The 24,173-nt window shown below is 73.7% G+C and carries 11 protein-coding genes; 7 read left to right on the top strand and 4 right to left on the bottom strand.

Going from position 1 to position 24,173, the window contains the following annotated elements; genetic code table 11:
* Nucleotides 1-131: 131 nt before the first annotated feature.
* The 6 genes from ABZ822_RS12980 (at nucleotide 132) to ABZ822_RS12955 (ending at nucleotide 15,701) form a co-directional block, all read left to right on the top strand.
* On the top strand, nucleotides 132-7,334 hold the full coding sequence (locus ABZ822_RS12980) for an SDR family oxidoreductase (RefSeq protein ID WP_360851383.1): 7,203 nt from the start codon (nucleotides 132-134) through the stop codon (nucleotides 7,332-7,334).
* Nucleotides 7,335-7,340: 6 nt separating this feature from the next.
* Entirely contained in the window at nucleotides 7,341-12,194 is a 4,854-nt protein-coding gene (locus ABZ822_RS12975; RefSeq protein ID WP_360851380.1) for a beta-ketoacyl synthase N-terminal-like domain-containing protein, read from the top strand.
* A 65-nt stretch (nucleotides 12,195-12,259) separates the two neighbouring features.
* Nucleotides 12,260-12,514, top strand: a complete 255-nt coding sequence (locus ABZ822_RS12970) for a phosphopantetheine-binding protein (RefSeq protein WP_360851490.1) — start codon at nucleotides 12,260-12,262, stop codon at nucleotides 12,512-12,514.
* A 3-nt stretch (nucleotides 12,515-12,517) separates the two neighbouring features.
* On the top strand, nucleotides 12,518-13,339 hold the full coding sequence (locus ABZ822_RS12965) for an alpha/beta hydrolase (RefSeq protein WP_360851377.1): 822 nt from the start codon (nucleotides 12,518-12,520) through the stop codon (nucleotides 13,337-13,339).
* Nucleotides 13,336-14,517, top strand: a complete 1,182-nt coding sequence (locus ABZ822_RS12960) for a glycosyltransferase (RefSeq protein WP_360851375.1) — start codon at nucleotides 13,336-13,338, stop codon at nucleotides 14,515-14,517. Before ABZ822_RS12965 ends, ABZ822_RS12960 begins: the two co-directional genes overlap by 4 nt.
* Before the next feature lie 140 nt (nucleotides 14,518-14,657).
* Nucleotides 14,658-15,701, top strand: a complete 1,044-nt coding sequence (locus ABZ822_RS12955; protein WP_360851487.1) for a class I SAM-dependent methyltransferase — start codon at nucleotides 14,658-14,660, stop codon at nucleotides 15,699-15,701.
* A 208-nt stretch (nucleotides 15,702-15,909) separates the two neighbouring features.
* Here the strand turns inward: ABZ822_RS12955 and ABZ822_RS12950 are convergent, their stop codons facing one another.
* The 4 genes from ABZ822_RS12950 to rpe all read right to left on the bottom strand — a co-directional run bounded on the left by ABZ822_RS12950 (nucleotide 15,910) and on the right by rpe (nucleotide 21,825).
* Entirely contained in the window at nucleotides 15,910-16,506 is a 597-nt protein-coding gene (locus ABZ822_RS12950; protein WP_360851373.1) for a hypothetical protein, read from the bottom strand.
* Between the two features lie 117 nt (nucleotides 16,507-16,623).
* Nucleotides 16,624-19,521 (bottom strand): AAA family ATPase, encoded by a 2,898-nt coding sequence (locus ABZ822_RS12945; protein ID WP_360851370.1) that lies wholly within the window; start codon nucleotides 19,519-19,521, stop codon nucleotides 16,624-16,626.
* 438 nt (nucleotides 19,522-19,959) lie between these two features.
* On the bottom strand, nucleotides 19,960-20,976 hold the full coding sequence (locus ABZ822_RS12940) for a sugar-binding domain-containing protein (RefSeq protein WP_360851484.1): 1,017 nt from the start codon (nucleotides 20,974-20,976) through the stop codon (nucleotides 19,960-19,962).
* Between the two features lie 162 nt (nucleotides 20,977-21,138).
* Nucleotides 21,139-21,825, bottom strand: a complete 687-nt coding sequence (gene rpe / locus ABZ822_RS12935) for a ribulose-phosphate 3-epimerase (RefSeq protein WP_360851367.1) — start codon at nucleotides 21,823-21,825, stop codon at nucleotides 21,139-21,141.
* 64 nt (nucleotides 21,826-21,889) lie between these two features.
* Between rpe and ABZ822_RS12930 the strand changes: the two genes are divergently transcribed.
* Nucleotides 21,890-24,079, top strand: a complete 2,190-nt coding sequence (locus ABZ822_RS12930) for an MMPL family transporter (RefSeq protein ID WP_360851364.1) — start codon at nucleotides 21,890-21,892, stop codon at nucleotides 24,077-24,079.
* Nucleotides 24,080-24,173: the final 94 nt, after the last annotated feature.

The following is a 24,173-nucleotide window of genomic DNA, read 5'->3' as shown; positions in this document are numbered from 1 at the left end:
CACGACGCACCGCCCCCACAGGCTATCGGCCACCTGCCCCGTCTCCCCTCCACAATTTCTTTCCGCATCTTCCTTCCGCATCGCCGGCCGGTTCGTTTTCCCCGGAATGAACCCTCTTTTTCGGAGTGCCCGTGACCACTGCACCCGCGACCGAAACGGTCCTGGGAATCAGCCCGTTCGGTGAGCCGGATCCGAGAGTCGTCGCCGCGGTCTGCCGGGCCGGCGGACTCGGGATCCTGGATCTGGGAGACGGGGGGAGGCGGGCCCGGGAGGCGCTGGCTTCGGTACGGGAGTGGGTGCCGGGGCCGTTCGGCGTCCGGATGGCCGCCGGGTGCACTCCCAGCGCTCGCGACCTGCTGGACGGCGGAGCCGTCCACACCGTGCTGCTCGGGGCCGGAGCCCCCCTGGCCCCGAGCACTCTCGCCGCCGCCCACCGCGTACTCGTCGAGGTCACCGACCGGGACGAGGCCGCGGCCGCCGTCGGCGCGGGGGCGCACGGCCTGGTCGCTCGCGGCAACGAAAGCGGCGGCCGCGTCGGGGAGTTGAGCACTTTCGTCCTCCTCCAGCAGCTCCTCGCCGACCCGGACCTGGCCGGGGTGCCCGTCTGGGCGTGCGGCGGCATCGGCCCGCGCACCGCGGCGGCCTCCCTGCTCGGTGGCGCGGCCGGGGTCGTCCTCGACACCCAGCTCGCGCTGCTCGCGGAGGCGTGTCCGCCCGAGGAGGTGGCCGCGGCCGTCCGCACGATGGACGGCTCGGAGACCGTGGTGGTCGCGGGCCACCGGGTCCTGCGCCGCCGGGGCCCGGACGCGCCGCCGTACCCGGAGGACCCCGCCGACGTCGCCGCGCTGCTCGGCGCGGAGGACCCGCGGACGCGGTTGCTGCCGGTGGGTCAGGACGGCTTTCTGGCGGCCCACTTCGCGGAGCGGTGGGGCGATGTCGGCGGTGCCGTACGCGCGGTGACCGATGCCGTACGGGATGTCGTACGGGATACGGCGCGCGACCGTACGCCTGCGGACGCCCTGCTGCCCGGTTCGGAGATGAGCCGGGCGCTGGGGACGTCGCTGCCGCTCGCGCAGGGGCCGATGACCAGGGTCAGCGACCAGGCCGGGTTCGCCGAGGCCGTCGCCGGACACGGCGGACTGCCGTTCCTCGCCCTCGCCCTCGCCGGCCCCGACCGGACGCGGGCTCTCCTGGAGGAGACCCGTGAGCGGCTGGGGGAACGGCCCTGGGGGGTGGGCGTGCTCGGATTCGCTCCCGATCGGATCCGAAGCGCTCAGCTGGAGATCGTCCGCGAACTCCGGCCGTCCTGCGCGATCGTGGCCGGGGGCCGGCCCTCGCAGGCGGCGTCACTGGAGGAAGCCGGCGTCGAGACGTATCTGCACGTCCCCTCCCCCGGCCTGTTCCGGCAGTTCCTCGGTGCGGGAGCCCGCAAGTTCGTCTTCGAGGGCTCGGAGTGCGGGGGCCACGTCGGACCGCGGAGCAGCTTCGCCCTGTGGGAGGCGCAGATCGCGGTCCTCACCGACTTCCTGGACACCGCGGACCGCCCCGACCCGGCCGGCTTCCGGGTGTTCTTCGCGGGGGGCGTGCACGACGAACGGTCGTCGGCCATGGTCGCGGCGCTCGCCGCGCCCCTGACGGCGCGCGGTGTCGCCGTCGGCCTCCTCATGGGCACCGCTTATCTGTTCACGGAGGAAGCCGTCGGCAGCGGGGCGGTCCGGCCCGTCTTCCAGCGGCAGGTCCTCCAGGCGCGGCGGACCGAGCTGCTGGAGACCGCGCCGGGCCATGCCACGCGCTGCGTCCCCAGCCCGTACACCGAGAACTACCGTGCCCTGAAGGATGAGTTGAGGGGCCGCGGCGTACCGGACCGCGAGGTGTGGGAGCAGCTGGAGCGGCTGAACGTCGGGCGGCTGCGGATCGCCAGCAAGGGCGTGGAGCGGGTCGGTGAGGAACTGGCCCTGCGCGACGAGGACGAGCAGCTGGCCAAGGGCATGTTCATGGCCGGGGACGTGGCCGTCCTGCGGTCCGAGGTCACGACGATGGACGCGTTGCACACCGCCGTCACCACCGGGGCAGCCGTGTTCCTCTCCGACCGTGCCGCCGCGGTCCGCGAGCGCGCGGGCCTGGGCGCGGACGAGGAGCAGCGCGGCGATGAGGCACCGGAGCCGCTCGACATCGCCGTCGTGGGCATGGCGTGCATGTTCCCGGACGCCCCGGACCTGGACGCGTACTGGGCGAACGTCGTCGCGGGCACCGACACGGTCACCGAGGTACCGCCCGGCCGGTGGGACCCGGCCCTCTACTACGCGCCCGGCGCCGGCGGCGACCGCACCGAGTCCAAGTGGGGCGGCTTCCTGCCGCGCATCCCGTTCGACCCGCTGCGCTACGGCATTCCGCCCTCGTCGCTGGGCAGCATCGAGCCGGTGCAGCTGCTGTCGCTGGAGGCCGCACGGCGGGCGCTGGAGGACGCCGGCTACGGGCGGCGGGAGTTCGACCGCTCCCGGGCGTCGGTGGTCTTCGGCGCGGAAGCGGGCAGCGATCTGTCGAACGCGGCCACACTGCGGACCCTGCTGCCCGCCTACCTCGGGGAGCTGCCGCCCGGCCTGGACGCCCAACTGCCGCGGCTGACCGAGGACTCCTTCCCCGGGATGCTGGCCAATGTCATCTCCGGGCGCATCGCCAACCGGCTCGATCTGCGCGGCGCCAACTACACGGTGGACGCCGCCTGTGCGTCCTCGCTCGCCGCGGTCGACGTGGCCTGCAAGGAACTTTCCGGCGGTACCAGCGACCTGGTGCTGTGCGGCGGCGCCGACCTGCACAACGGGATCAACGACTACCTGCTCTTCTCCTCGGTGCACGCGCTGTCCCCGACCGGCCGCTCCCGTACCTTCGACCGCGGCGCGGACGGCATCGCACTCGGCGAGGGCGTCGCGTGCCTGGTGCTCAAGCGGCTGGCCGACGCGGATCGCGACGGCGACCGGGTCTACGCGGTCATCAAGGGCGTCGGCAGTTCCAGCGACGGCAGGTCGCGCGGGCTGACCGCGCCCCGACCCGAAGGTCAGCGGTCCGCCCTGGAGCGGGCGTACCGCAACGCGGGGATCTCGCCCGCCGATGTCGGGATGATCGAGGCGCACGGGACGGGGACGGTCGTGGGCGACCGTACCGAACTCGGCGCTCTCACCGAGCTGTTCACCGAGTCCGGTGCGGCGCCGGGGAGTTGTGCGCTCGGATCGGTGAAGTCGCAGATCGGCCACACCAAGTGCGCGGCCGGACTGGCCGGGCTGATCAAGGCGGCCATGGCCCTGCACACCGGCGTCACACCACCGACCGGACTGCTGGAGGAGCCGAACCCGGCCTGGCAGGAGGGCGAGAGCCCGTTCGTCTTCCACACCACGGCGCAACCGTGGCCCGCTCCGCCCGCCGAACGAATCGCCGGCGTCAGCGCCTTCGGGTTCGGCGGCACCAACTTCCACGTGGTGCTGGGCGCGTACGACGCGGGGCCTCCGCCGGCGCAGGGGCTCGGGGTGTGGCCCGCCGAGCTGTTCCTTTTCCGGGGCACGGACCGGGCGGACACGGCACGAGCCATCGAACACCTGCTGGACCTCGCCGAGGCGGACGCCCCTCACGGACGCCGGTGGCGGCTCGCGGAGCTCGCCCTGACCGCCTCGCGGCGCGCCGACGCCTCCGCGAAGCCGGTACGCGCGGCGGTGGTGGCGAGGGACCTCGACGAGCTGCCCGTCCTGCTGCGGCGGGCGCTCGCCGGTGAACACGACCCGTCCGCGGGGGTGTTCCTCGACGAACCGGACCCGGGCGGCGGCGGCGCGGCATTCCTCGACCCTACGGGCGCGGACGGCGGCGTGGCATTCCTCGACCGTACGGGCGCGGACGGCGGCGACGTGGCGTTCCTCTTCCCCGGTCAGGCGAGCCAACGGCCGGGCATGATGGCCGAGTTGTTCGTCGCCTTCCCGGAGACCCAGCGCTATCTCCACCTCGGGCGGGAGTGGGCCGGCGCGCTCTATCCCCCGGCGGCGTTCGGTCCCGGCGTCGCGGACCGGCAGCGGGCCCGTGTCACCGACACCCGGGTCGCCCAGCCCGCACTGGGCATGGTCGGGCTGGCGGTGCACGAGATGCTCGGCCGGGCCGGAGTCGCCCCCGCCATGCTCGCGGGTCACAGCTACGGCGAACTCGTCGCGCTCTGCGCCGCCGGGGCGTTCGACCCGGCGACCCTGCTGACGCTCAGCGCCGAACGGGCCGATGCGATCCTCTCGGCCGCGGGCTCCGAGCCGGGCACGATGGCCGCGGTGTCGGCCGGCGGTGAGGACGTCGCGCGGGAGCTGGCCGCCGCCGGACTCGCGGACGACGTCGTCGTGGCGAACCACAACAGCCCGGGGCAGACCGTCGTCTCCGGCCCGGAGCGGGCGGTCGCCGCCGCCGTGGACCGGCTCCGCGAGAGCGGCTTCGGCGCCCGGGCGATCCCCGTCGCCTGCGCCTTCCACAGTCCCGTGGTCGCCGGCGCCGGGCCACGGTTCGCCGAGGTCCTCGCCGGCCACCCGGTGCGGACGCCCGAGGTGCCGGTGTGGTCGAACCGCACCGCCGCGGTCCACGGTGTACGCCCAGACGAGATCCGTGCCGAACTGGCCGCTCACATCGGCGCCCCCGTGCGGTTCAGCGAGCAGATCGAGGCGATGTACGAGGCCGGTGCCCGGGTGTTCGTGGAGGCCGGGCCCGGCTCGGTGCTCACGTCCCTGGTGTCCGCGACCCTGGGCGACCGGCCGCACACCACGGTGACGTGCGAGACGCCGGAGCGCCGCGGGCTGCCCGGTTTCCTCGCCGCCCTGGCCCGGCTGGCCGTCGCCGGTGCGCGGGTGCGCACCGGCTGGATGTTCAACGGCCGGGACGTCTTCGGGGCGGAGGCCGGGGCCTCGCCCGAGGCACCCGGCTGGACCGTCGACGGGCATCTGGTCCGCACCCGTGACGGCAACCCCCTGCCCGGTTCGCTCGCACCGGCCGTACGAATCCAGGAGTCCGCGGTGACCGACCACCCCTCACACGACCACGGCGTTCCCGACCGCGACCGGATGGTCTCCGAATTCCTGCGCACGAGCCGGGAGATGATGGCCGCGCAGCGCGACGTGCTGCTCACGTACTTCGGCACGACGGCGGGCGCGGCGGGTGCCGCGGGTGCCGCGGGTCCGATGCCGTCGCCTGCGGCCACCGCGCCGGTACCGACTGCCGCTCCGGCTGCGGCGGATCCGGCCACCTCACTGCCCGCGCTCGGCTCCCCGCCCGCGGACCCGCCACCGCCGATCGGTGAGGCGGTACCGGACGGCGTGCCGGCGGCGACGGGCGAGGCCGACGTGCTCGGCACCGTCCTGGACATCATCAGCGAACGCACCGGCTACCCGGTCGACATGATCGAGCCCGATCTCGATCTGGAGGCCGATCTGAGCATCGACTCGATCAAGCGGATCGAGATCGCCGGGGAGCTGGCCTCCCGTGTCGGTGCCGGGCCGCAGGGCGCCGCCGGTGAACGGGCGCTGGGCGAGGACGAGTTGGAGGTCCTGTCCAAGGCACGTACGGCCTCCGGCATCGCCGATGCGCTGACGGCGAAGCTGGGCGAACCGGCCGCGCCGCAGGGCGAGTCCACCCCGTCCTCGCCTCCGAACCCGCACGCCGATCCGCGCCCGGCCGCACCCGAACCGCCGGGACCGGGATCGGCACCGACGCCCGTAACCGCACCGCCACCGGCCGACCACGACGCCCGCGCGCCCGCCGCGGAGACCGTCCCCGAAGCGGCCGCCGCCCCTGTGACCGGCACGGCCCCGGCACGCTTCGTCCTGGAGCGCGTCGCCCTCCCCGGGCCCGGTGCGGCCGAGTCGTCGCACGGTTCCGCCGAGGGGCCCCCGGCACTTCCCGCCGGGCTGCGGTTCGCCCTGCTCGGCGACGGCACCGACCCGGTCGTCCGTGCCCTGTCGGCCGAACTCGCCGACCGCGGCGCGGAGTCGATCGTCCTGGGCCCCGGCCACGTCCTCACCGACCAGGACGGACCGGTGGACGGCGTCTTCCATCTGGAGGCGTTCGCCCGCGGCGAGGGACCCGTGCTGCCCGAGGCGTTCCCCGTCTTCCGCGCGGCGCTCGGCCTGGGCACCCGGTGGCTGATCGCAGCCGCGCCCGCCACCGCCGCGGACGACGGGCGTACGGACGGTCTGCGCGGCCTGTTCCGCACGCTCGCGCGGGAGTACCCGGACGCGATCGCCCGCACCGTCGTGACCGGGGCCGACGAGACGCCCCCGGTCGTCGCGGCCGCGCTGGCGGACGAGTTGCTGTGTTCCGCGGCGGCCCCGGTCGTCCTGCGGTCCGGGGGCGTCCGCCACGGCCTGCGGACGGCCGAGCGCGGCCTCGGCCCGTCGGCTTCGAGGGGCGCGGGGCCGGGAGGCGACGGCACGGCCGAGGCCCGGGCGATGGGCCTGGACCACGATTCGGTGGTCCTCCTCGTCGGCGGCGCGCGCGGGATCACGGCACGGTTCGCCGTAGCGCTCGCGGCCGCTTCCCGCTGCCGTATCGAACTGGTCGGCAGAACCGCCGAGTCGACCGGCCCCGAGGACCCTGCCACCGCCCGTACGGTGTCGGACCCCGCCGCCCTGCGCACCGCGCTGGCGTCCGCGCGTGACGGCGACCGGTCGCCCGCCGCCATCGAGCGCGCCGTGGGGCACCTTCTGGCGCAGCGCGAGATAGCCGCAACGGCCGGGCGGCTGCGGGACCTCGGCAGCCCGGTGCGGTACCACGCGGCCGACGTGCGCGACACCGAGGCCGTCCACGGTCTGGTCAAGGAGATCCACGCCGAGTACGGAAGGCTGGACGGTGTCGTGCACGCCGCGGGCGTGATCGAGGACCGGCTGGTGCCGGAGAAGGACATCGAGTCCTTCCGGCGGGTGTTCGGGACGAAGGTGGACGGCGCGCGGGCGCTGCTGGACGCGGTGGAGAACGTGCCCAACGGCCCGCGTTTCGCCGTCCTGTTCGGCAGCATCGCCGCGGTCCTCGGCAACCGCGGCCAGGTGGACTACGCGGCGGCCAACGACGCGCTGGAGAGCCTGGGCAGCCGGTGGGCACGCCGCGGGGCGACGCCGGGCGCGCGCCGCGCGCTCACCGTGCACTGGGGCCCGTGGGCACCCTCCGGGGAACACTCCGGCATGGTGACCCCGGAGCTGGCGCGCGAGTACGCCCGCCACGGCATCGGGCTGATCGACCCCGAGGAGGGCGTACTCGCGCTGCTGCGGGAACTGGCCTGGGGCGACGGTGGCGACGACGCGGTCCTCTACACGGCGTCGGGCTGGTGACGCACGATGGCCGAGGACACACACCGTCCGGGGATCGCCGTCGTCGGTATGGCCGTCCTGCTGCCGGGCGCTCCGGACCTGGACACCTACTGGCGGAATCTGGTGGGCGGCGTCGACGCGATCAGTGACGTCCCGTCAGGGCGCTGGGACGAGCTCTTCTACGACCCGCAGGCCGTGGGGCGTTCGGACCGCGTCTACTGCCGCCGCGGCGGGTTCGTCGACGATCTGGCGCAGGTCGAGGTGACCCGGTTCGGCATCATGCCGAACTCCGTCGCGGGCACGGAGCCGGACCAGCTCATCGCCCTGAAGGTCGCGGCCGACGCGATCGCCGACGCCGGTGGCGAGGACCGGTTGCCGGACCGCGAGCGGATCGGCGTGATCCTGGGCCGCGGGGGCTATCTGACGCCGGGTCTGTCCCGCGGCTCCCAGCGTGTACGGACGGCCAATCAGCTCGTCCGGACGCTCGGCGAGCTGATGCCCTCGCTGGGCGAGGGTCAACTGGAGGACGTGCGAAGGGCGTTCACCGAGCGGCTCGGGCCCGACGAGCCGGAGCAGGCCATCGGCCTGGTGCCCAACCTCACCGCCTCCCGGGTCGCCAACCGGCTCGACCTGCGCGGCCCCGCGTACACGGTGGACGCGGCGTGCGCGTCCTCGCTCGTCGCCGTCGACCACGCGGTCGCCCGGCTGTCGGCGGGACAGTGCGACGTGATGCTGGCCGGAGGCGTGCACCACTGCCACGACATCACGCTGTGGAGCGTGTTCGCCCAGCTGCGGGCCCTGTCGCCGAGCCAGCGCATCCGCCCCTTCGACCGGGGCGCGGACGGCCTGCTCATCGGGGAGGGCACCGGGGTCGTGGTGCTGAAGCGGCTCGCCGACGCCCGGCGCGACGGGGACCGGATCTACGCCGTCGTCCGCGGTACGGGCATGGCGAGCGACGGCCGCAGCGGCAGCCTCGTCAACCCCGACCCCCGGGGCCAGGTGAGCGCGGTGCGGCAGGCGTGGCGGGCGGCGGGCCTCGACCCCGCCGAGCCCGGATCGATCGGCCTCCTGGAGGCGCACGGCACCGCGGCGCCGTCCGGGGACGCCGCCGAACTCGCCACCGTGGCCGAGGTGTTCGGGCCCTCCCGGGGTCAGGACCGGGCGGCGATCGGCTCGGTGAAGTCGATGATCGGCCATACGATGCCCGCGGCCGGGGCCGCCGGACTCGTCAAGGCCGCACTCGCCGTGCACCACGGCGTCCTGCCGCCGACCCTGCACTGCGAGGATCCGCACCCGGCGCTGGAGGGCACCCGGTTCCGCCCGCTCGCCTCGGCCCGGCCCTGGGAGTCGCGTGAGGGTGGCGGGGGCGGGGTGCGCCGCGCCGCGGTGAACGCCTTCGGCTTCGGCGGCATCAACGCGCACGTGGTCCTCGAAGCGGATCCCGGCGCCGAGGTGCGCAGGCGGCCGCGGCCCGGCGCGGCCGCCGGACAAGGACGGCCCGCCACGACCGTACGGGAGCCGGAGCGGGTCCTGCGGCTGGCCGCCGGCAGCGCCCGGGAACTGGCCGCCCTGCTGGACACCGACGATTCCGCCGTACTCGCCGCCGGCCTCCGCCAGGAGGAGTCGGGGGCCCTGCGGCCCGGGGCGCGGGAGGGGCGGCCCGCCCGGCTCGGCATCGTCGACCCGACCGCCAAGAGGCTCGCACTGGCCCGGAAGGCGCTGGCCCGCGGACGGCCCTGGCGCGGACGCGGCGATGTGTGGTTCACCGAGGAGCCACTGCTGGCGGAGCCGGACGGGGGCCGAACGGCGTTCATGTTCCCCGGTCTCGAAGCCGGAGCCGAGCCGCGCGTCGCCGATGTGGCCGAGCACTTCGGGCTGTCCACGGCGCCGCTCGCGCTCGGTGACGACGACCGGCCGGACGGCGGCGGCGGCGGCGAAGGGAGTGGAGACGACGACGTGGCCGGGAGCGGGCATGTCGGGAGGCTCGGCGCCCATGTGGTCGGCGCGGGCCGGGTGCTGGACGCGGCGTTGCGCCGGATGGGCATCGTGCCGGATGCGGTGGCGGGCCACAGCGTGGGCGAGTGGACCGCGATGGTCGCCGGGGGGCTGTTCTCCGGAGCCGCGGCGGATGCGTTCCTGGAGACGTTCGACCCGGACGAACTCCGGGTGCCGGGGCTGTCCTTCGCCGTCCTGGGCGCGCCCGCCGACCAGGTCGCGGCCGCCGTCGAGGACCGGCCCGGAGTCGTCCTGTCCCACGACAACGCACCGGACCAGTCGATGGTGTGCGGGCCCCCGGATGCGGTGGACGAGCTGGTGCGGTGGTTCCGCGCGCGCCGTGTCGTCGGCCAGGTGCTGCCGTTCCGGTCCGGCTTCCACACACCGATGCTGGCGCCCTATCTGGAGCCGATCCGGCAGGCGTCCGAACGCTTCGACCTGCATCCGCCCACGGTGCCGGTGTGGTCGGCGACCACCGCCACGCTCTACCCGCGCGAGGAGGCACGGGTGCGGGAGCTGTTCGTACGGCATCTGCTGGAGCCCGTACGGTTCCGGCCGCTCGTCGAGGCGATGCACGCCGACGGGATCCGGGTGTTCGTCCAGGTGGGGCCGGGGCAGCTCGGCGCACTGATCGGCAACACCCTGCAGGACCGCCCGCATCTGACGGTGGCCGCCGACTCGCCCCACCGCGGCGGGCTGGCGCAGCTCCGCCGCGTCGCAACCGCGCTCTGGGCGGAGGGCGGGGAACCCGCCGCGGAGGTGCTGGAGAGGGCCCGCCGGAGCGCGTACGGCGCCGGGAACGCCACCGGCGCCGGGAAGGGCAGCGGTGCCGGGAAGGGAACCGGCTCCGGGAACGGTCGCCGCCATCCGGCGGTCCGGCTGGACCTGGGCGGGCGCCTGGTCTCCCTGGACCGGGACACACTGAACGGTCTCCGTACGGCGCTCGGCGAGAGGCCTGGCGGAGCGCCTGCGGCCGCCGCCGAGGCCGCGCCCGGCGGTGTGCCGGGGAGAGCGGCCGAACTGGAGCGGGCAGCGGCCCGGTTCCCGTTCGCCGGTGAGCTGTCCGCGTTGCTGAGGGACACCGCGGACACGGCCGTCGCGCTGATCGACGCGGCCACGTCGGGCGCGACGGCCACCCCGGACACTCCTCTCGCCCCGAGTACCCACCCCACGGGTATGCCTCTCGCCCCGAGTACCCACCCCACGGGTACGCCGCACACCCCCGCATCCGCCGACCCGCCCCGGACCGCGTCCACTTGGGTGCCCGCAGCGCCCGAGTCCCCGTCGCCCTCCCCCGCGCCCCCGGCCGGCCCGGACGGACACAGCAGCGTCCTCCGGGTGTCCACGGCGGCGATGCCGTACCTGCTGGACCACTGCTTCTTCGCTCAACGGCCCGGCTGGCCCGACGAGTCGGACCGCCGGCCGGTCGTCCCGGCCACGACGGTGGTCCACCACATGATGCGGTACGCCGAGGAGGGCACGCCCGGTACGACGGCCGTGGCCGTGCGCGAGGTGCGGCTGAACCGGTGGGTGGCCGCCACCCCGCCGGTCGACGTGCCCGTGACCGTGACACCGGCCGGTCCCGGTGCGGCCCAGGTGGCCTTCGGCCCGTACGCCGAGGCACACGTCGACCTGGCGCCGCGGTACCCGGCCGGAGCCCCGAGCCCATGGCGCTTCGACCCCGCCTTCGAGCGCGCCCCTCATCTGACCGCCGATCAGCTCTACACCGAACGCTGGATGTTCCACGGTCCGCGGTTCCAAGGGGTCACGGAGCTGACCGCGATCGGCCCGTCCCATGTACGCGGGATCCTGACGGCGCCCGCCGCGCCTGGGGCACTCCTGGACAACGTGGGCCAGCTCTTCGGCTACTGGATCATCACCACCCTCCCCGAACGGAACGTGGTCTTTCCCGTCGCCATGCGGGAGATCCGCTTCTTCGGCCCCCACCCGGCGGCCGGGACCCAACTGGACTGCCTCATCAGGGTCACAGCCGTCACCGAGGCCGCCGTCGAGGCCGATGTGCAGCTGGTCGCCGACGGCCGGGTCTGGGCGGAGATCACCGGCTGGCGGGACCGGCGCTTCGACAACCACCCCGAGACGCGGGCGCAGGAGCGGTTCCCCGAGCGGAACACCCTCTCCCGCCCGCAGCCGGGCGGCTGGAGCCTCGTGCACGACCGCTGGCCGGACCTGGCGTCCCGCGACCTGGTCATGCGCAACCACCTCGGCAGCGCGGAACGGGACGACTACGAACGCTGCCCGCCCCGGCGCCGCCGCCAGTGGCTCCTGGGCCGTATCGCCGTCAAGGACGCCGTACGCCGCCTGCTGTGGGACCTGGGCGAAGGGCCGGTCTTCCCCGCCGAGATCCGGGTGAGCAACGACGAGAGCGGCGCGCCGCGCGTCACCGGGGTGCACGGCCGGAGCCTCCCGCCCCTGGAGGTGACGCTGGCGCACAGCGCGGAGGCCGGGGTGGCGCTGGTGCGCCCGCACCGCCCGGGCGCATCGGGCGCCCCGAGCGGCACCGGTATCGACATCGAGCAGATCGCCGAACGGCCGCCGGAGACACGGGAGGTGGCGCTCGGCCCCGCCGAGCGCGACCTGCTCGCCGAGCAATGCGCCGCCTCCGGCGAGCCGGAGGCGGTGTGGTTCACCCGCTTCTGGGCGGCGAAGGAGGCCGTCGCCAAGGCGGCCGGGACCGGACTGCGGGGACGGCCACGGGACTTCGCCGTGGTGGGGGCGGCGCCCGATGAGCTGCTGGTGTCCGCGGGAGGGCGCGAGCACCGGGTGCGGTGCCGCCGGATCAGCAACCCGGACGGCCTGCCCGTACGGGACTACGTCGTCGCGTGGACGGCGGGAACGACCGAGAAGGAACGGGAGTCGAAGCAGTGAACAGCAGCGAGACCGTGCCGCCGGCCGCCGCGGACGAGGCGGTGGTGTTCGGCCAGATCGTGGCGATGCTCCACGTCGTCCTGGACGAGCAAGGGCTGGACGACATCGAGATCACCATGGACACCCGTTTCCATGACGACCTGGACCTGGAGAGCATCGATCTGGTCACCCTGGGCGGGCATCTGACGGCGTGTTACGGCGAACGCGTCAACTTCGCCGAGTTCCTGGCCGGGCTCGAACTGGAGGAGATCATCTACCTCAGGGTCGGCCGACTCGCCGCGTACGTGGCCGGATGCCTGCGCGACGCCGGGGAGGGCTGACCGGTGGGAGTCGTCGACGCCGGAGGCGTGGAACTGCACGTGGAGCGGATGCCCGCCCGGAACACGGCCCAGGGGGCGACCCCGCCCACCGTGGTCTTCGTGCACGGCATGCTCGTGGACAGCCTCATCAGCTACTACTTCACCCTGGCCCCGGTGTTCGCCGCCTCGGGCATGGACGTGATCATGTACGACCTGCGCGGGCACGGCCGCAGTCAGCGGCTGCCGACCGGATACACCGTGGAGGACTTCCTCGGGGACCTCGACGCGCTGCTCGACGGACTGGAGGTGCCCGGCCCGGTCCACCTCGTCGGCAACTCCTACGGCGGGACGGTCGCGTTCGGCTACGCGGCCCTGCGTCCGGACCGGGTGGCCAGCATCTCGGTCATCGAGTCCGAGCCGGCCACCGACGCCTGGTCGCGCAAGATGGCGGCCAATCTGGAGCGCGCGGCCACCGAGTTCGCCCGCCCGGACCTCCACCGCCGGCTCGCCGAGGAGCACGGGCCGCATGTGACCAAGCGCGTCAGATCGGCGTCGCGGCTGCTGGAGTCCAGCACCATGGCCCGCGACGTCCCGGCCAGCCGTCTGATGGACGAGGAGCAGCTCCGGTCGCTGCGCTGCCCCGTGCTGGCCATCTACGGCAGCGAGTCGGACCTCGCGGCCCAGGAGCCGTGGCTGAAGTCGCTGCTCGCGCACTGCCGTACGGTCGTGGTGCCCGACCAGGAGCACTGGGTGCTGATGGGTGCGACGGCGCTGGTGAGCGATCTGGTCCTGGAGTGGATCCGCGAGCACGACCGCGCACCGGAAGCGGAGGTCGACGGGCGATGAGCAGGTTCCTTTTCGTGGTGCCGCCTCTGGTCGGGCACATCAATCCGACGGTGGGCGTGGCGGCGGAGCTGACGCGGCGGGGCCACCAGGTGGCCTGGGCGGGCGTGCCGGAGGTCGTGGAACCCCTCGTGGGCGAGCAGGCGGCCGTCCACCGGTGCGCCGCTCCCCCGCTGAACGACCCGGCGCTGCTGCGACCGCCCTCGCTCCGCGGTCCTGCGGCACTCAAGTTCCTCTGGGAACGGTTCCTCGTACCGCTGGCGGAGGCGATGGCTCCCGGAATCCGTTCGGCGGTACGGGAGTTCAGGCCCGATGTCCTGATCGCCGATCAGCAGGCCGTCGCCGGCGGGCTGGTCGCCGAGCAGCTCGGGGTCGCGTGGGCGACATCGGCCACCACGTCGGCGGGGTTCACCGCGCTGGCCGATCTGCCGAAAGTGGAGGAGTGGATCGCCGAGGTGCTGCAGGGCCTGCGGCGGCGGATCGGCGACCCGGCCGGGACGGTGGATCCCCGGCTGTCCGACCGCCTGGTGCTCACCTTCAGCTCCCGTGAGCTGGTGGGGCCGGGGAACTTCGGCGGCCAGGTGCGGTTCGTCGGCCCGTCGGTCTCCTCCCGGCCCGTCACGTCCGGCTTTCCGTGGGAGTGGCTGGACCCGGGACTCGCGACCGTCCTGGTGACACTCGGCACGGCCAACGGGGAGGCCGGCGGGGATTTCCTCACCCGTTGCGCCGAAGCGGTCGGGGCCCGGTCGGACCGGATGCAGGCCGTGGTCGTGGACCCGTCCGGCACGGTGAGCGGGACGGGAGAGCGTGTGCTGGTGCGGCGCGGCGTGCCCCAACTCGCCCTGCTGGAGCGGTGCGACGCCGTGATCTGCCACGCCGGGCACAACACGGTGTGCGAGGCGCTGTGGCACGGCCGGCCCCTGGTCGTCGCCCCCATCCGGGACGACCAGCCCACCATCGCCGGCCAGGTCGTCGACGCGGGCGCCGGCGTACGGGTCCGGTTCAACCGCGCGACCGCGGACCATCTGGGCACGGCCTTGGACACCGTCCTCGACGAGCCGGGCTTCCGGGCCGCCGCCGTACGGGTCGGCCGTTCGCTGCGGGCGTCCGGGGGCCCGGCGGTCGCGGCGGTCCACCTGGAACAGCTCGTACGGTCGCGCGCGCTCTCGGGGAGGTTCTGACGGTGGCACCGAACCGGCAGCGCGGGAGCAGGACCCGGCAGGCGGAGCAGGTGCCGGGTCCTTGGCCCGGGCCACGGCAGGCGCCCGACCCCGGGCCCGGGTCACCGCAGGCAGCGGCGCCCGGCTCCCGGGAAGCGCTGGTGGCGGCGTGCCGCCACCAGTACCAGGCCGAACTGGCCGCCGGGACCGAGCGGTTCTTCGCTCCCAGGCGGGAGGACTGCCCGTGGTGCGGGTCGAGGCGGCTGCGCGTACGGCTGCGGACCACTGACCTGCTCCAGCACAAGCCCGGACAGTTCGTCCTGGACGCCTGCGACACCTGCGGCCATGTCTTCCAGAACCCGCAGCTCAACGAGAACGGACTCGCTTTCTACTACCGGGACTTCTACGACGGGCTGGGCGAGGAGAACCTCGCGGGCCTCTTCCGCTCGCACGGCCGCTTCCACCGCCCCCGGGCCGAGTCCGTCCTGCCCTTCACCCGCGCACCGAAGACCTGGCTGGACGTGGGGACGGGCCATGGGCACTTCTGCGAGGCCGCGCGCACCGTGCTGCCCGGGACGGTCTTCGACGGGCTGGACATCGGAGCGGGTGTCGGATCGGCGGAGCGGCGCGGCCTGCTGCGCCGCGGATACCGCGGCAGCTTCACCGGCCTCGCTCCGCAGCTGGCCACCGACGGGTACGACGTGATCAGCATGTTCCACTACCTGGAGCACAGCGCCGATCCGGACGCCGAACTGGACGCCGCCCGGCGGGTGTTGCACTCGGGCGGGCTGCTGGTCGTCGAGGTGCCGGATCCGGCGTCCCGGTTCGCCCGGCTGCTGGGACGCTGGTGGCTGCCCTGGCTGCAGCCCCAGCATCTCCACCTCTTCCCCGTGGGCAATCTGCGCCGGCGGCTGGCCGACCACGGGTTCACGGTGGTCGCCGAGGAGCACGCCGCGGCACACGATCCCGTGGACCTGGTGGCCGCCACGTGTCTGGCCGTCAACCGCGTGGCACCGCGCCGGGACGAACCCTGGTACGCCGAGGCGCCCGGCACGCTCCGCCGGGTGCTCCGCGGTGCGGTCCTGGGCGCGGGGGTGCCGTTCGTGGTCGTCGCCCATCTCCTCGACCTGCTGCTGAGGCCGGTGGCACACCGGTGGGGCCTCTCCAACGCCTACCGGGTGGTGGCCCGCAGGGAGGAGCCATGACTGGCCCTCCCGTTCCGCACCGACCCGCGGCGGGCCCGGCGGAGCGCCGCCCCTGGACCGCTCCAGGACCGGTCCGGGACCGTTCCAGGGCAAGGGCTGCTCAACGGCTGTTCAAGGGCTACTCAACGGATACGCGGGCCGCTCCGGGGCCGCTCCACCGGTGCATGGTCGTGACCGGCCGTGACCGGTCGTGGCGTGTTGTCGCGCGCTACCGGAAGCGGGCGGGCCGTGTGATGCCCGCCCTCCTCGCCGCGCAGAGCCGTTCCTCCCCGGCGTTGCTCCGCTCCCCGGCCCTGACCGCCCAGTCCTTGGGCTGCAGGAACAGCAACTCGCCGCTGCCCGGCACGATCGCCGCACCACCGAAGGGATCGTCCCCCGCGAACCACAATCCGGACGTGACGTCGACGGGCCGGCGCTTCGACCCCACGGTGTCCTGCGCGCGCATCGTCGATGAGCCGCCGTCCTGTGCTCCCAGACGCAGGAAGACGGTGAGAGAACCCTCTTCGCCCACCCTCTCCACGGGGGCGCGGAGCGCGAGGGGGTAGGTGCGGAGGACGCGCGAGCACCTCCGGACCCGGCCCATCCGGCCCCAGAACAGCATCAACGTCCATATGCCGCCGATGAATCCGAGGATGGCCAAGGGCAGCAAGGAATCGATCTGCCACACGAACAACTGGACCCACATGACCAGGAAGGCCGGAAAGAACGCCAGGAATCTTCTCACCGCGATCCCGTAGCGGTGCTTCACCGCGCCCCGGAAGTCGCTTCCATCGGTCGCGTACGCCGCCTGAGGTGTGTCCCGCATCCGCTACCCACTGGTTCTCCGCTGCCGTTCGAACGGAGTCCTTTCTTTCATGATTCCGGCCGCACCGGCACCTCCGCGGCAGCACCGTCCGTCACACAGCCGAACAGTGCCCGTCCTTCAGGACGCGTCACCCGGTCCTCCGCCGTTCCGCGGTGCCGTCCGCTGCGTCATGGCGGCGGCCAGGCCGCTGCGCCCCTCGATGCCCAACTTCCGGTAGGCGCCGGTGAGATGGGTCTCCACGGTCCGCAGCGAGACGAAGAGCCGTTCGGCGATCTCCTTGTTGCGGTACCCCTGGGCGGCCAGGGTGCTCACCCGCTCCTCACCCGGCGTCAGCGCGGGCCCCTCGTTCAGGCTCGACCGGGTGACGCGTCCGCCCGCCTCGTGCAGCCGGTCCCGCAGCCGGTCGGCGAGCGCGGTCGCGCCGCACTCACCGGCCACCCGCAGCCCGCGCCGGAGCACCTGGCGCGCCCCCGTCCGGTCCTCCCGCCGCAGCGACGCGGTGCCGAAGTCGTGCAGGGCATGGGCGAGTTCGAGGCGGGCGGGGGTGCCGGAGAGCACATCCACCGACTGCGCGAGCTGGTCGAGGCCGGCCGCGCCGCCGGTCACACTGCCCGCCGTCCGAAGGGCCACACCGAGGGCACGGGGAATCGCGCAGCGCTGCGCCAGGTCGAGTTCCTGCTCGATCAGTTCCTGCGCCACCGACCGCTCGCCGAGACGGAGATGAGCCGCGGCGGCCTTCGAACGCCAGGGAACGATGGCCGGGTTGACCGTGCCCGCCTCCTGCACCTCCTGACCGCACTCCCGGATGAGCGAGAGCCCGGCTCGGAGGTCGCCCTGCGCGAGCCTCAGTCCGCCCAGGCACATGTGGAACAGCGGCCGCTCCCACGCGGCGCCCGTGGGCCCTCCCGCCGTGTGCGCGAGGGCGATCCGATCGGCCTCGTCGACCCGGCCCTGTTCGAGCAGCGAGTCGATCCTGATGATGTCCAGCGCCGTCCCGTACGGCACCGCGCCGTTGCCCGGGGCGGAGACCACGCGGTTCGCGGCGGCGAGCGCGTCGGGGACGTTGCCTCGCCGCAGCGACAACGCCGACTGATAGACCGTCAGGGCGGAGACGACGATGTCCATGCCCTTGTCGCTGGTCTCCTGGGCCAGTTCCTCGTGCAGGGCCTCGGCCGCCGTGAGGTCGTCCAGATAGAAGAGCGTCTGGACGACGAAGTAGTGCAGCGGATACAGGTCGTAGGAGAAAACGGGCAGGCTGACGGACGCGAGGTTCACCAACTCGCGGACGTACGGGGCCGGAAGGGCCTGCCGCAGGGCGTGGAAGGCGTGCAGGGCGAGGAGCTGGCGCTCCCCGGAGGACCGTCCGGCCAGATCGGCGGCGTCGGACAGCGGTTCCAGGGTGCGGGCGGAAGGCCGCTCGTACTCCATCCAGGCACGCAACGCCCGTACCCGCAGGATGACTTCGCGGTCGGATCCGCAGCCGAGGTCCGCCTGGCTGCTGAGCTCAGCGATGACGCGGTCCATGTTCGAGACCATCGTGGGCGACTGGTGCGAGAAGAGCAGCGAGTAGGTGAGCACCCCGAGGGCCTCCTGCCGGGACCTCTCGTCGGTCAGGGTCTCCAGCGCGTTCGTGATGTACGACAGGGCCAGCGCCGCGTCGTAGTGCCCGGCCGCGATGCCGAGCTGGAAGAGCACCGAACCGCGTTCGGCGGACTGCAGCGGCTGGTTGAGGGCGGAGCGCAGATAGGTGACGGCGACCTCCGGCGCGCCCCGGACGAGCGCGGCGTCGGCGGCTCTTCGCAGCACCAGCAGCACCCACTCGCCCTCCACCGGTCCCGCGGCGAGGAGATGGGCGGCCACCTCTTCGTCGGGCCGCCCGCCGAGGTAGGACACCTGCGCGGCGCGGGCGTGTTCGCGCCCCAGCTCCTCGGGCGAGAGGGTGGCCAGCACGGTGTCGCGCACGGCCTGGTGGACGAAGCGCTGCCCCTCCGCGCGCAGCAGGCCCAGCGCGCGGAGGTCGGAGGCGGCCGCCTGCACCACGGCCTCCCCCTTCTCGCAGTAGGCGGCGAGGAGTTGGGGCGGTTTGCGGTCACCGAGGACGGCGAGGGCGCGGGCGAGCTGCACGGCGGGTTCGCCGGCCTGGGAGAGACGGTGCATGATCTCCCGGCCGAGGACGGAGAGATTGACCGTGGGGATGCGCTCCTCGTACTCCGCCGTCGGCCGTACCCCGCGGATCCGTGCCTGGTGGAGCAGGGCGCGGACGAACAGCGGGTGCCCTCCGGTGGCCGCGTGGCAGGTGGCGCAGAAGGACGCCTCGGGTTCGCCCTCGCCCCAGACCGCCTGCGCCAACTCCCGTACGGCGGCGGCGTCGAGGGGCTCCAGGGTCACCGTGTGACAGTTCGTCGGGTGGACGAGTTCGGCGACCAGGGGATCGGGCTTGCGCAGTTCGGTGGTCCGGTTGGTGACGACGACGAGGACGGAGCGCCGGCCGGCCCGGCGGACGAAGTGCGTCAGCCAGCGCAGGGAGGGCGCGTCGATCCACTGGAGGTCGTCGATCGCCAGCACCAGGGGCCGGCGGGCGGAGACGGCCAGGGCCAGGCCGTCCAGACCGCTGAGCGCCGCGGCCACGACGTCGGCGCCCTCGGGCGGACCGCCGGCGGCCCGGTCGTCGAGGACGCGCAGCGCGGCCGCGGCCGTCCCGTCCCGCAACGCCTCCTGCCCGGCCTCTCCTGCCGGGTCGACGAGCGGCTTGAAGAGCTGCCGTACGGCGCCGAAGGCGAACTCGCTCTCCAGGGGATGGCACCGGGCGCGCAGCACGCGGAAGGAATCCGCACGGCCGCACCAGCTGCTGAGCAGGGCCGATTTGCCGATCCCGGCCGGCCCTTCGATCTGTACGACGGTGGAGCGGCCGACGAGGACCTGTGCTGCCACCTCGTCCAGTTGGGCTGTCGCGCCGTCCCGGCCGACCAGGGGCCAGTCCCTGCCGCACGCGCTCTGTGGCTCCCCGAGACTCACGTGGTCATCTCCGTCACCTGGTGATGGGCTTCCCGTGGCGCACCAGGGTGGCGGTCGGCGCCGTTCCCTTGCGTCCGACCGGGGTTTCCATGGAGTCCGCCGGTGGTCTGATCTCTGACGGCGGCCCCCTCCGACTTCCGGATGAGGCCCTTCCGAAGGGGGCGCCCGGTCCGCCTCCCGCCGCCCGTGCGCCGCGCGAACCGTGCCCGGCCCACGATCGTTTCGGGGCACTCTGCCATGGAAACCGCACCTGCCGGAACGGCCTCACGCGGATGTTTTCCCTAGCCATCCGGCTGCTCTGCCGACCGAGCCCGGCCGCGCGGCGACCCCGGTGCGCGCAGGGGCGCAGGACCGGTGCGCGCAGGGCCGCCATCCCGGCGCCCGACATGGGCGCAGGGGCGCAGGGGCGTAGAACGCGCCGTCCGGGAACGCTCCGGCTCAGGCTCCGTCGGGGTCCGTACGCTCCAGCGCCGGGCGCAGCCCGGGCGTCGCCTCGTGCAGCAGATGGTCGGCGGCCGCGGTGTCGGTGACCAGACTCGTGACCAGCCCGGAGCGCAGGACTGCGCCGATCGCCTCGGCCTTGCGGCCGCCGCCCGCGATGGCCACGACCTCCGGGATGCGGCGCAGCCGGTCGGCCTCGACGGTGATGCAGCGCTCGCCCAGGTCGCGGCCGATGCGGCGGCCCTCGGCGTTGAAGAGGTGCGCGGACATCTCGGCCGCGGCGCCCAGCGAGGCGTAGTGCTCCCGCTCCTCCTCGCTGAGCATGTCGTAGACCGTGGAGATGCCCGCCTCCCAGGAACCGATGGAGACACAGGCGACGGTCACCTTGTCGAAGTACTCGAAGGCGCGGGCGATCCCCGTCTGGCCGCGCAGCGCGTCGGCCGTTGCGGAGTCGGGCAGGAGCATCGGCGCGTAGATGGGATGCGCCTCGCCGCCGGAGACCTGGGCGGCGCGGCGTACGGCCTCGACGGAGCCGCGCTCGGCGGTCCCGGCGTCGTAGACACCGGTGAGCTGGACGACCGTGCACGGCGGCAGCCGGTCGAGCGCCGCGGCCATATGGATGGTGGACCGCCCCCAGGCCAGGCCGAGGACGTCGCCCTCGGTCACGAGCTCGCCGAGCAGGTCGGCCGCGACCTCGCCGAGGTTCTCCGGGTCGGGCGCGTCGGCCTCCGCGTCCGCCGGGGACTCGACGACGACCGCGTGGCGCAGCCCGTAGCGGGCGCGGAGCGCGTCGGAGCGCTCGGCGTCCAGCTCGGCCGGGACACGGATCTCGATGCGTACGAGGTCGTGCTCGAGCGCCGTCTCCAGCACGCGCGCGACCTTGAAGCGGCTGACGCCGAACTCCTCGGCGATCTGGATCTTGGACTTGCCCTCGAGGTAGAAGCGGCGGGCCATGGCCGCCGCCTGCACCAGCTCCGCGGGTCCCATCCGCAGGGCAGGCCGACCCGCCGACATAGCAGACACCGCATTCTCCTTCACTAGTGCACCTTGCTGGGCAATCCCCAGCCCGCATCGGGGCGCCCCCGGCGTGGTCGGCTGGGGGTGTCCCCTTTGCTCATCCTGTCAGAAGCGGCGGTGGCCGATCAGCTCTTGCCTCCGCGTTCACCGAGCTGACGCTCAGTGGTTGCAGGCCCACGCCGCGCTCGCGGTGGTCTCCTGCGCCTGCGCGCGGAGCGAGCGCACCGCCGCGGCGGGGTCGTCCGTGCCGTAGACGGCGGAGCCCGCGACGAAGACGTCCGCCCCCGCCTCGGCGCACCGCTCGATGGTGTCGGCCGAGACGCCTCCGTCGACCTGCAGCCACATCTCCAGGCCGTGCTTGGCGATCAGCTCACGGGTGCGGCGGATCTTGGGCAGCATGATGTCGAGGAAGTCCTGGCCGCCGAAGCCGGGCTCCACGGTCATGATCAGGATCATGTCGAGTTCGGGCAGCAGGTCCTCGAACGGCTCAACCGGCGTCGCCGGCTTGAGCGCCATGGACGCGCGGGCCCCCTTGGCCCGGATCTCGCGCGCCAGGCGTACGGGCGCGGCGGCAGCCTCGGCGTGGAAGGTGACCGATCCGGCGCCGGCCTCCACGTACGCGGGAGCCCAGCGATCAGGGCTTTCGATCATCAGATGGCAGTCCAGGGGCGTGTCCGCGGCCCGCGCGAGCGACTCGACGACCGGCACGCCGAGCGTCAGGTTGGGCACGAAGTGGTTGTCCATCACGTCGACGTGGAGCCAGTCGGCTCCCTCCACCGCGCGGGCCTCGTCCGCGAGGCGCGAGAAGTCGGAGGACAGGATACTGGGGCTGATCTGAACGGCCATGGCACAAGCCTGCCATGGCCGACGGCTGCTGACGGACCGTGGTGGACACAATCCGAGGAGCCCCATGCCGGATGGACAGCGCCAGGGAGTGGCGTGGCTGGTCTGCGGACGCCGTACGAAGTGGCTGGTCCTGGTCCTGTGGGTGATCGCGATCTTCCTGCTGGGTCCGCTGGCCGGGAAGCTCATGTCCGCCCAGGACAACGACGCGACGTCCTGGCTCCCCGGCAACGCCGAATCCACCCAGGTCCTGAATCTGTCCGAGGACTTCCGGCCCGAGACCATCCCGGCGGTGGTCGTCTACGCCCGTGACAGCGGGCTCACCACGCAGGACCGCGCCACCATCGAACAGGACGCGGCCCAGCTCAAGGACCTGACCTCCAACGGGATCCGGGGCGATGAGACGCGCGGCCCGGTCTTCGACCGGCCGGACGATCCGCGTGCCGCGGAGATCTTCGTCCCGGTCACGGTCGACGAGGAGGGCTGGGAGCGGCTGTCGGACGCCGTCGACGACATCCGCGCCGAGGTCGGCGAAGGCGGCGGCGGTCTCTCGGTGTACGTGACCGGCCCCGCCGGCACCAACGCCGACTTCGCGGAGGTCTTCGAGGGCATCGACTCCACGCTGCTGGTGGCGGCGCTCGGCGTCGTGATCGTCGCCCTGCTCATCACCTACCGCAGCCCCACCCTGCTGCTCGTGCCGGTGGTCGCGGCCATCGCGTCCCTGCTCACCGCCCAGGCGATCATCTACCTCCTCGCCCGCTACGCCGACCTGACGGTGAACGGGCAGAGCGCCGGCATCCTCACCGTCCTCGTCTTCGGCGCGGGCACGGACTACGCGCTGCTGCTGACCGCCCGGTACCGCGAGGAGCTGCGCCGCCATACGGACCGGCACGAGGCGATGGCCCTGGCTCTGCACCGGGCGGGCCCGGCCGTCATCGCCAGTGGTGCCACGGTCTGCGCGGGCATGCTGGTGCTGCTGGTCGCGGAGATGAACTCCACGAGCGGGCTCGGGCCGGTCTGTGCGGTCGGCGTGCTGGTCGCCCTGATCGCGATGGTCACGCTGTTCCCCGCCCTGCTCGTGATCTGCGGGCGCTGGATCTTCTGGCCGCTCATCCCTCACGAGGGTTCGGCCGAGCCGACCGAGCGCGGGATGTGGGCGCGTACGGGAACCCGTATCTCGCACCGGCCGCGTGCCGTGTGGACGACGACCGCAGTGATCCTGGCGGCGCTGTCCTTCGGCATCCTCGTGCTGCGGGCGGAGGGGATCAGCAACGCGGACGCGTTCACCGACGAGCAGGACTCGATCAAGGGCCAGGAGATCTCGGCCCGGTACTTCCCCGCGGGCAGCGGCGACCCGCTCGTCGTCGTCACCAACGCCGACCAGGCCCGGGAGGTCGGCCGTACGGTCGCGACCACGCCCGGCGTGGTGCCGCGGTCGATCGCCGTGCCGGTGGGCGCCGCGCCGGAGAAGGACGGCAAGGTCCTCTTCGAGGCGACGATGACCGATCCCTCGGACAGCACGTCGGCGAAGAACACCGTCGAACGGGTACGGGACGCGGTCCACGCCGTCCCGGACGCCGACGCCAAGGTGGGCGGCACCACGGCCACGCTGCTCGACGCCGAGAACGCCTCCGCCCGGGACAACGAGGTCGTCATCCCGCTCATCCTGGTCGTGGTGCTGATCATCCTGTGCGCGCTGCTGCGTGCCCTGATCGCCCCGCTGGTCCTGATCGCCACGGTGGTGCTGTCCTATGCGGCGGCCCTCGGCATCAGCGCCCTCGCGTTCCGGTACGTCTTCGACTACGCCGGCGAGGACCCCGCGTTCCCGCTGTTCGTCTTCGTGTTCCTGGTCGCCCTGGGCATCGACTACAACATCTTCCTGACCACACGTGTCCGCGAGGAGGCCCGCAGGCAGGGCACGCGGCCTGGGGCCCGTACGGCCCTGGCCGCGACCGGTGCCGTCATCACCTCGGCCGGCCTGGTGCTGGCGGGCACCTTCGCCGCCCTGGGCACGCTGCCGCTGGTGGGCTTCGCCGAGATCGGCTTCGCGGTGGCGCTGGGCGTCCTGCTGGACACCTTCGTCGTACGGTCCGTGCTGGTCACCGCGCTGTTCCTGGACATCGGGCCGCGGATGTGGTGGCCGAACCGGCTGGCCCACGAAGAACCTGCGCCACCCGGGCCGCCGCAGGCGCCGGGCGGCACACCCCCGCCGGGCCCGGGCAGCACACCCCCGCCGGGAACGCCCACCGCACCCTGATCCCCACCGCGTCCCGACCCGTTGCGCCCTGACCCTCGCCGCGGACGTGCCGATCCGGCGCGGGGGCGGAGAATGGTCATGACTGCCCCTACGG

The sequence above is a fragment of the Streptomyces sp. NPDC047108 genome (assembly GCF_040643575.1).
Classification (GTDB): Bacteria; Actinomycetota; Actinomycetes; order Streptomycetales; family Streptomycetaceae; genus Streptomyces.
This window is presented reverse-complemented; position numbering and strand designations above follow the sequence as displayed.

Bases quoted from the DNA above. Each gene is read 5' to 3' on its own strand.
- ABZ822_RS12975 (WP_360851380.1), top strand. From the start codon at position 7,341: ATGGCCGAGGACACACACCGTCCGGGGATCGCCGTCGTCGGTATGGCC.
- ABZ822_RS12970 (WP_360851490.1), top strand. From the start codon at position 12,260: ATGCTCCACGTCGTCCTGGACGAGCAAGGGCTGGACGACATCGAGATC.
- ABZ822_RS12960 (WP_360851375.1), top strand. From the start codon at position 13,336: ATGAGCAGGTTCCTTTTCGTGGTGCCGCCTCTGGTCGGGCACATCAAT.
- ABZ822_RS12950 (WP_360851373.1), bottom strand. From the start codon at position 16,506: ATGCGGGACACACCTCAGGCGGCGTACGCGACCGATGGAAGCGACTTC.
- ABZ822_RS12940 (WP_360851484.1), bottom strand. From the start codon at position 20,976: ATGTCGGCGGGTCGGCCTGCCCTGCGGATGGGACCCGCGGAGCTGGTG.
- rpe (WP_360851367.1), bottom strand. From the start codon at position 21,825: ATGGCCGTTCAGATCAGCCCCAGTATCCTGTCCTCCGACTTCTCGCGC.
- ABZ822_RS12930 (WP_360851364.1), top strand. From the start codon at position 21,890: ATGCCGGATGGACAGCGCCAGGGAGTGGCGTGGCTGGTCTGCGGACGC.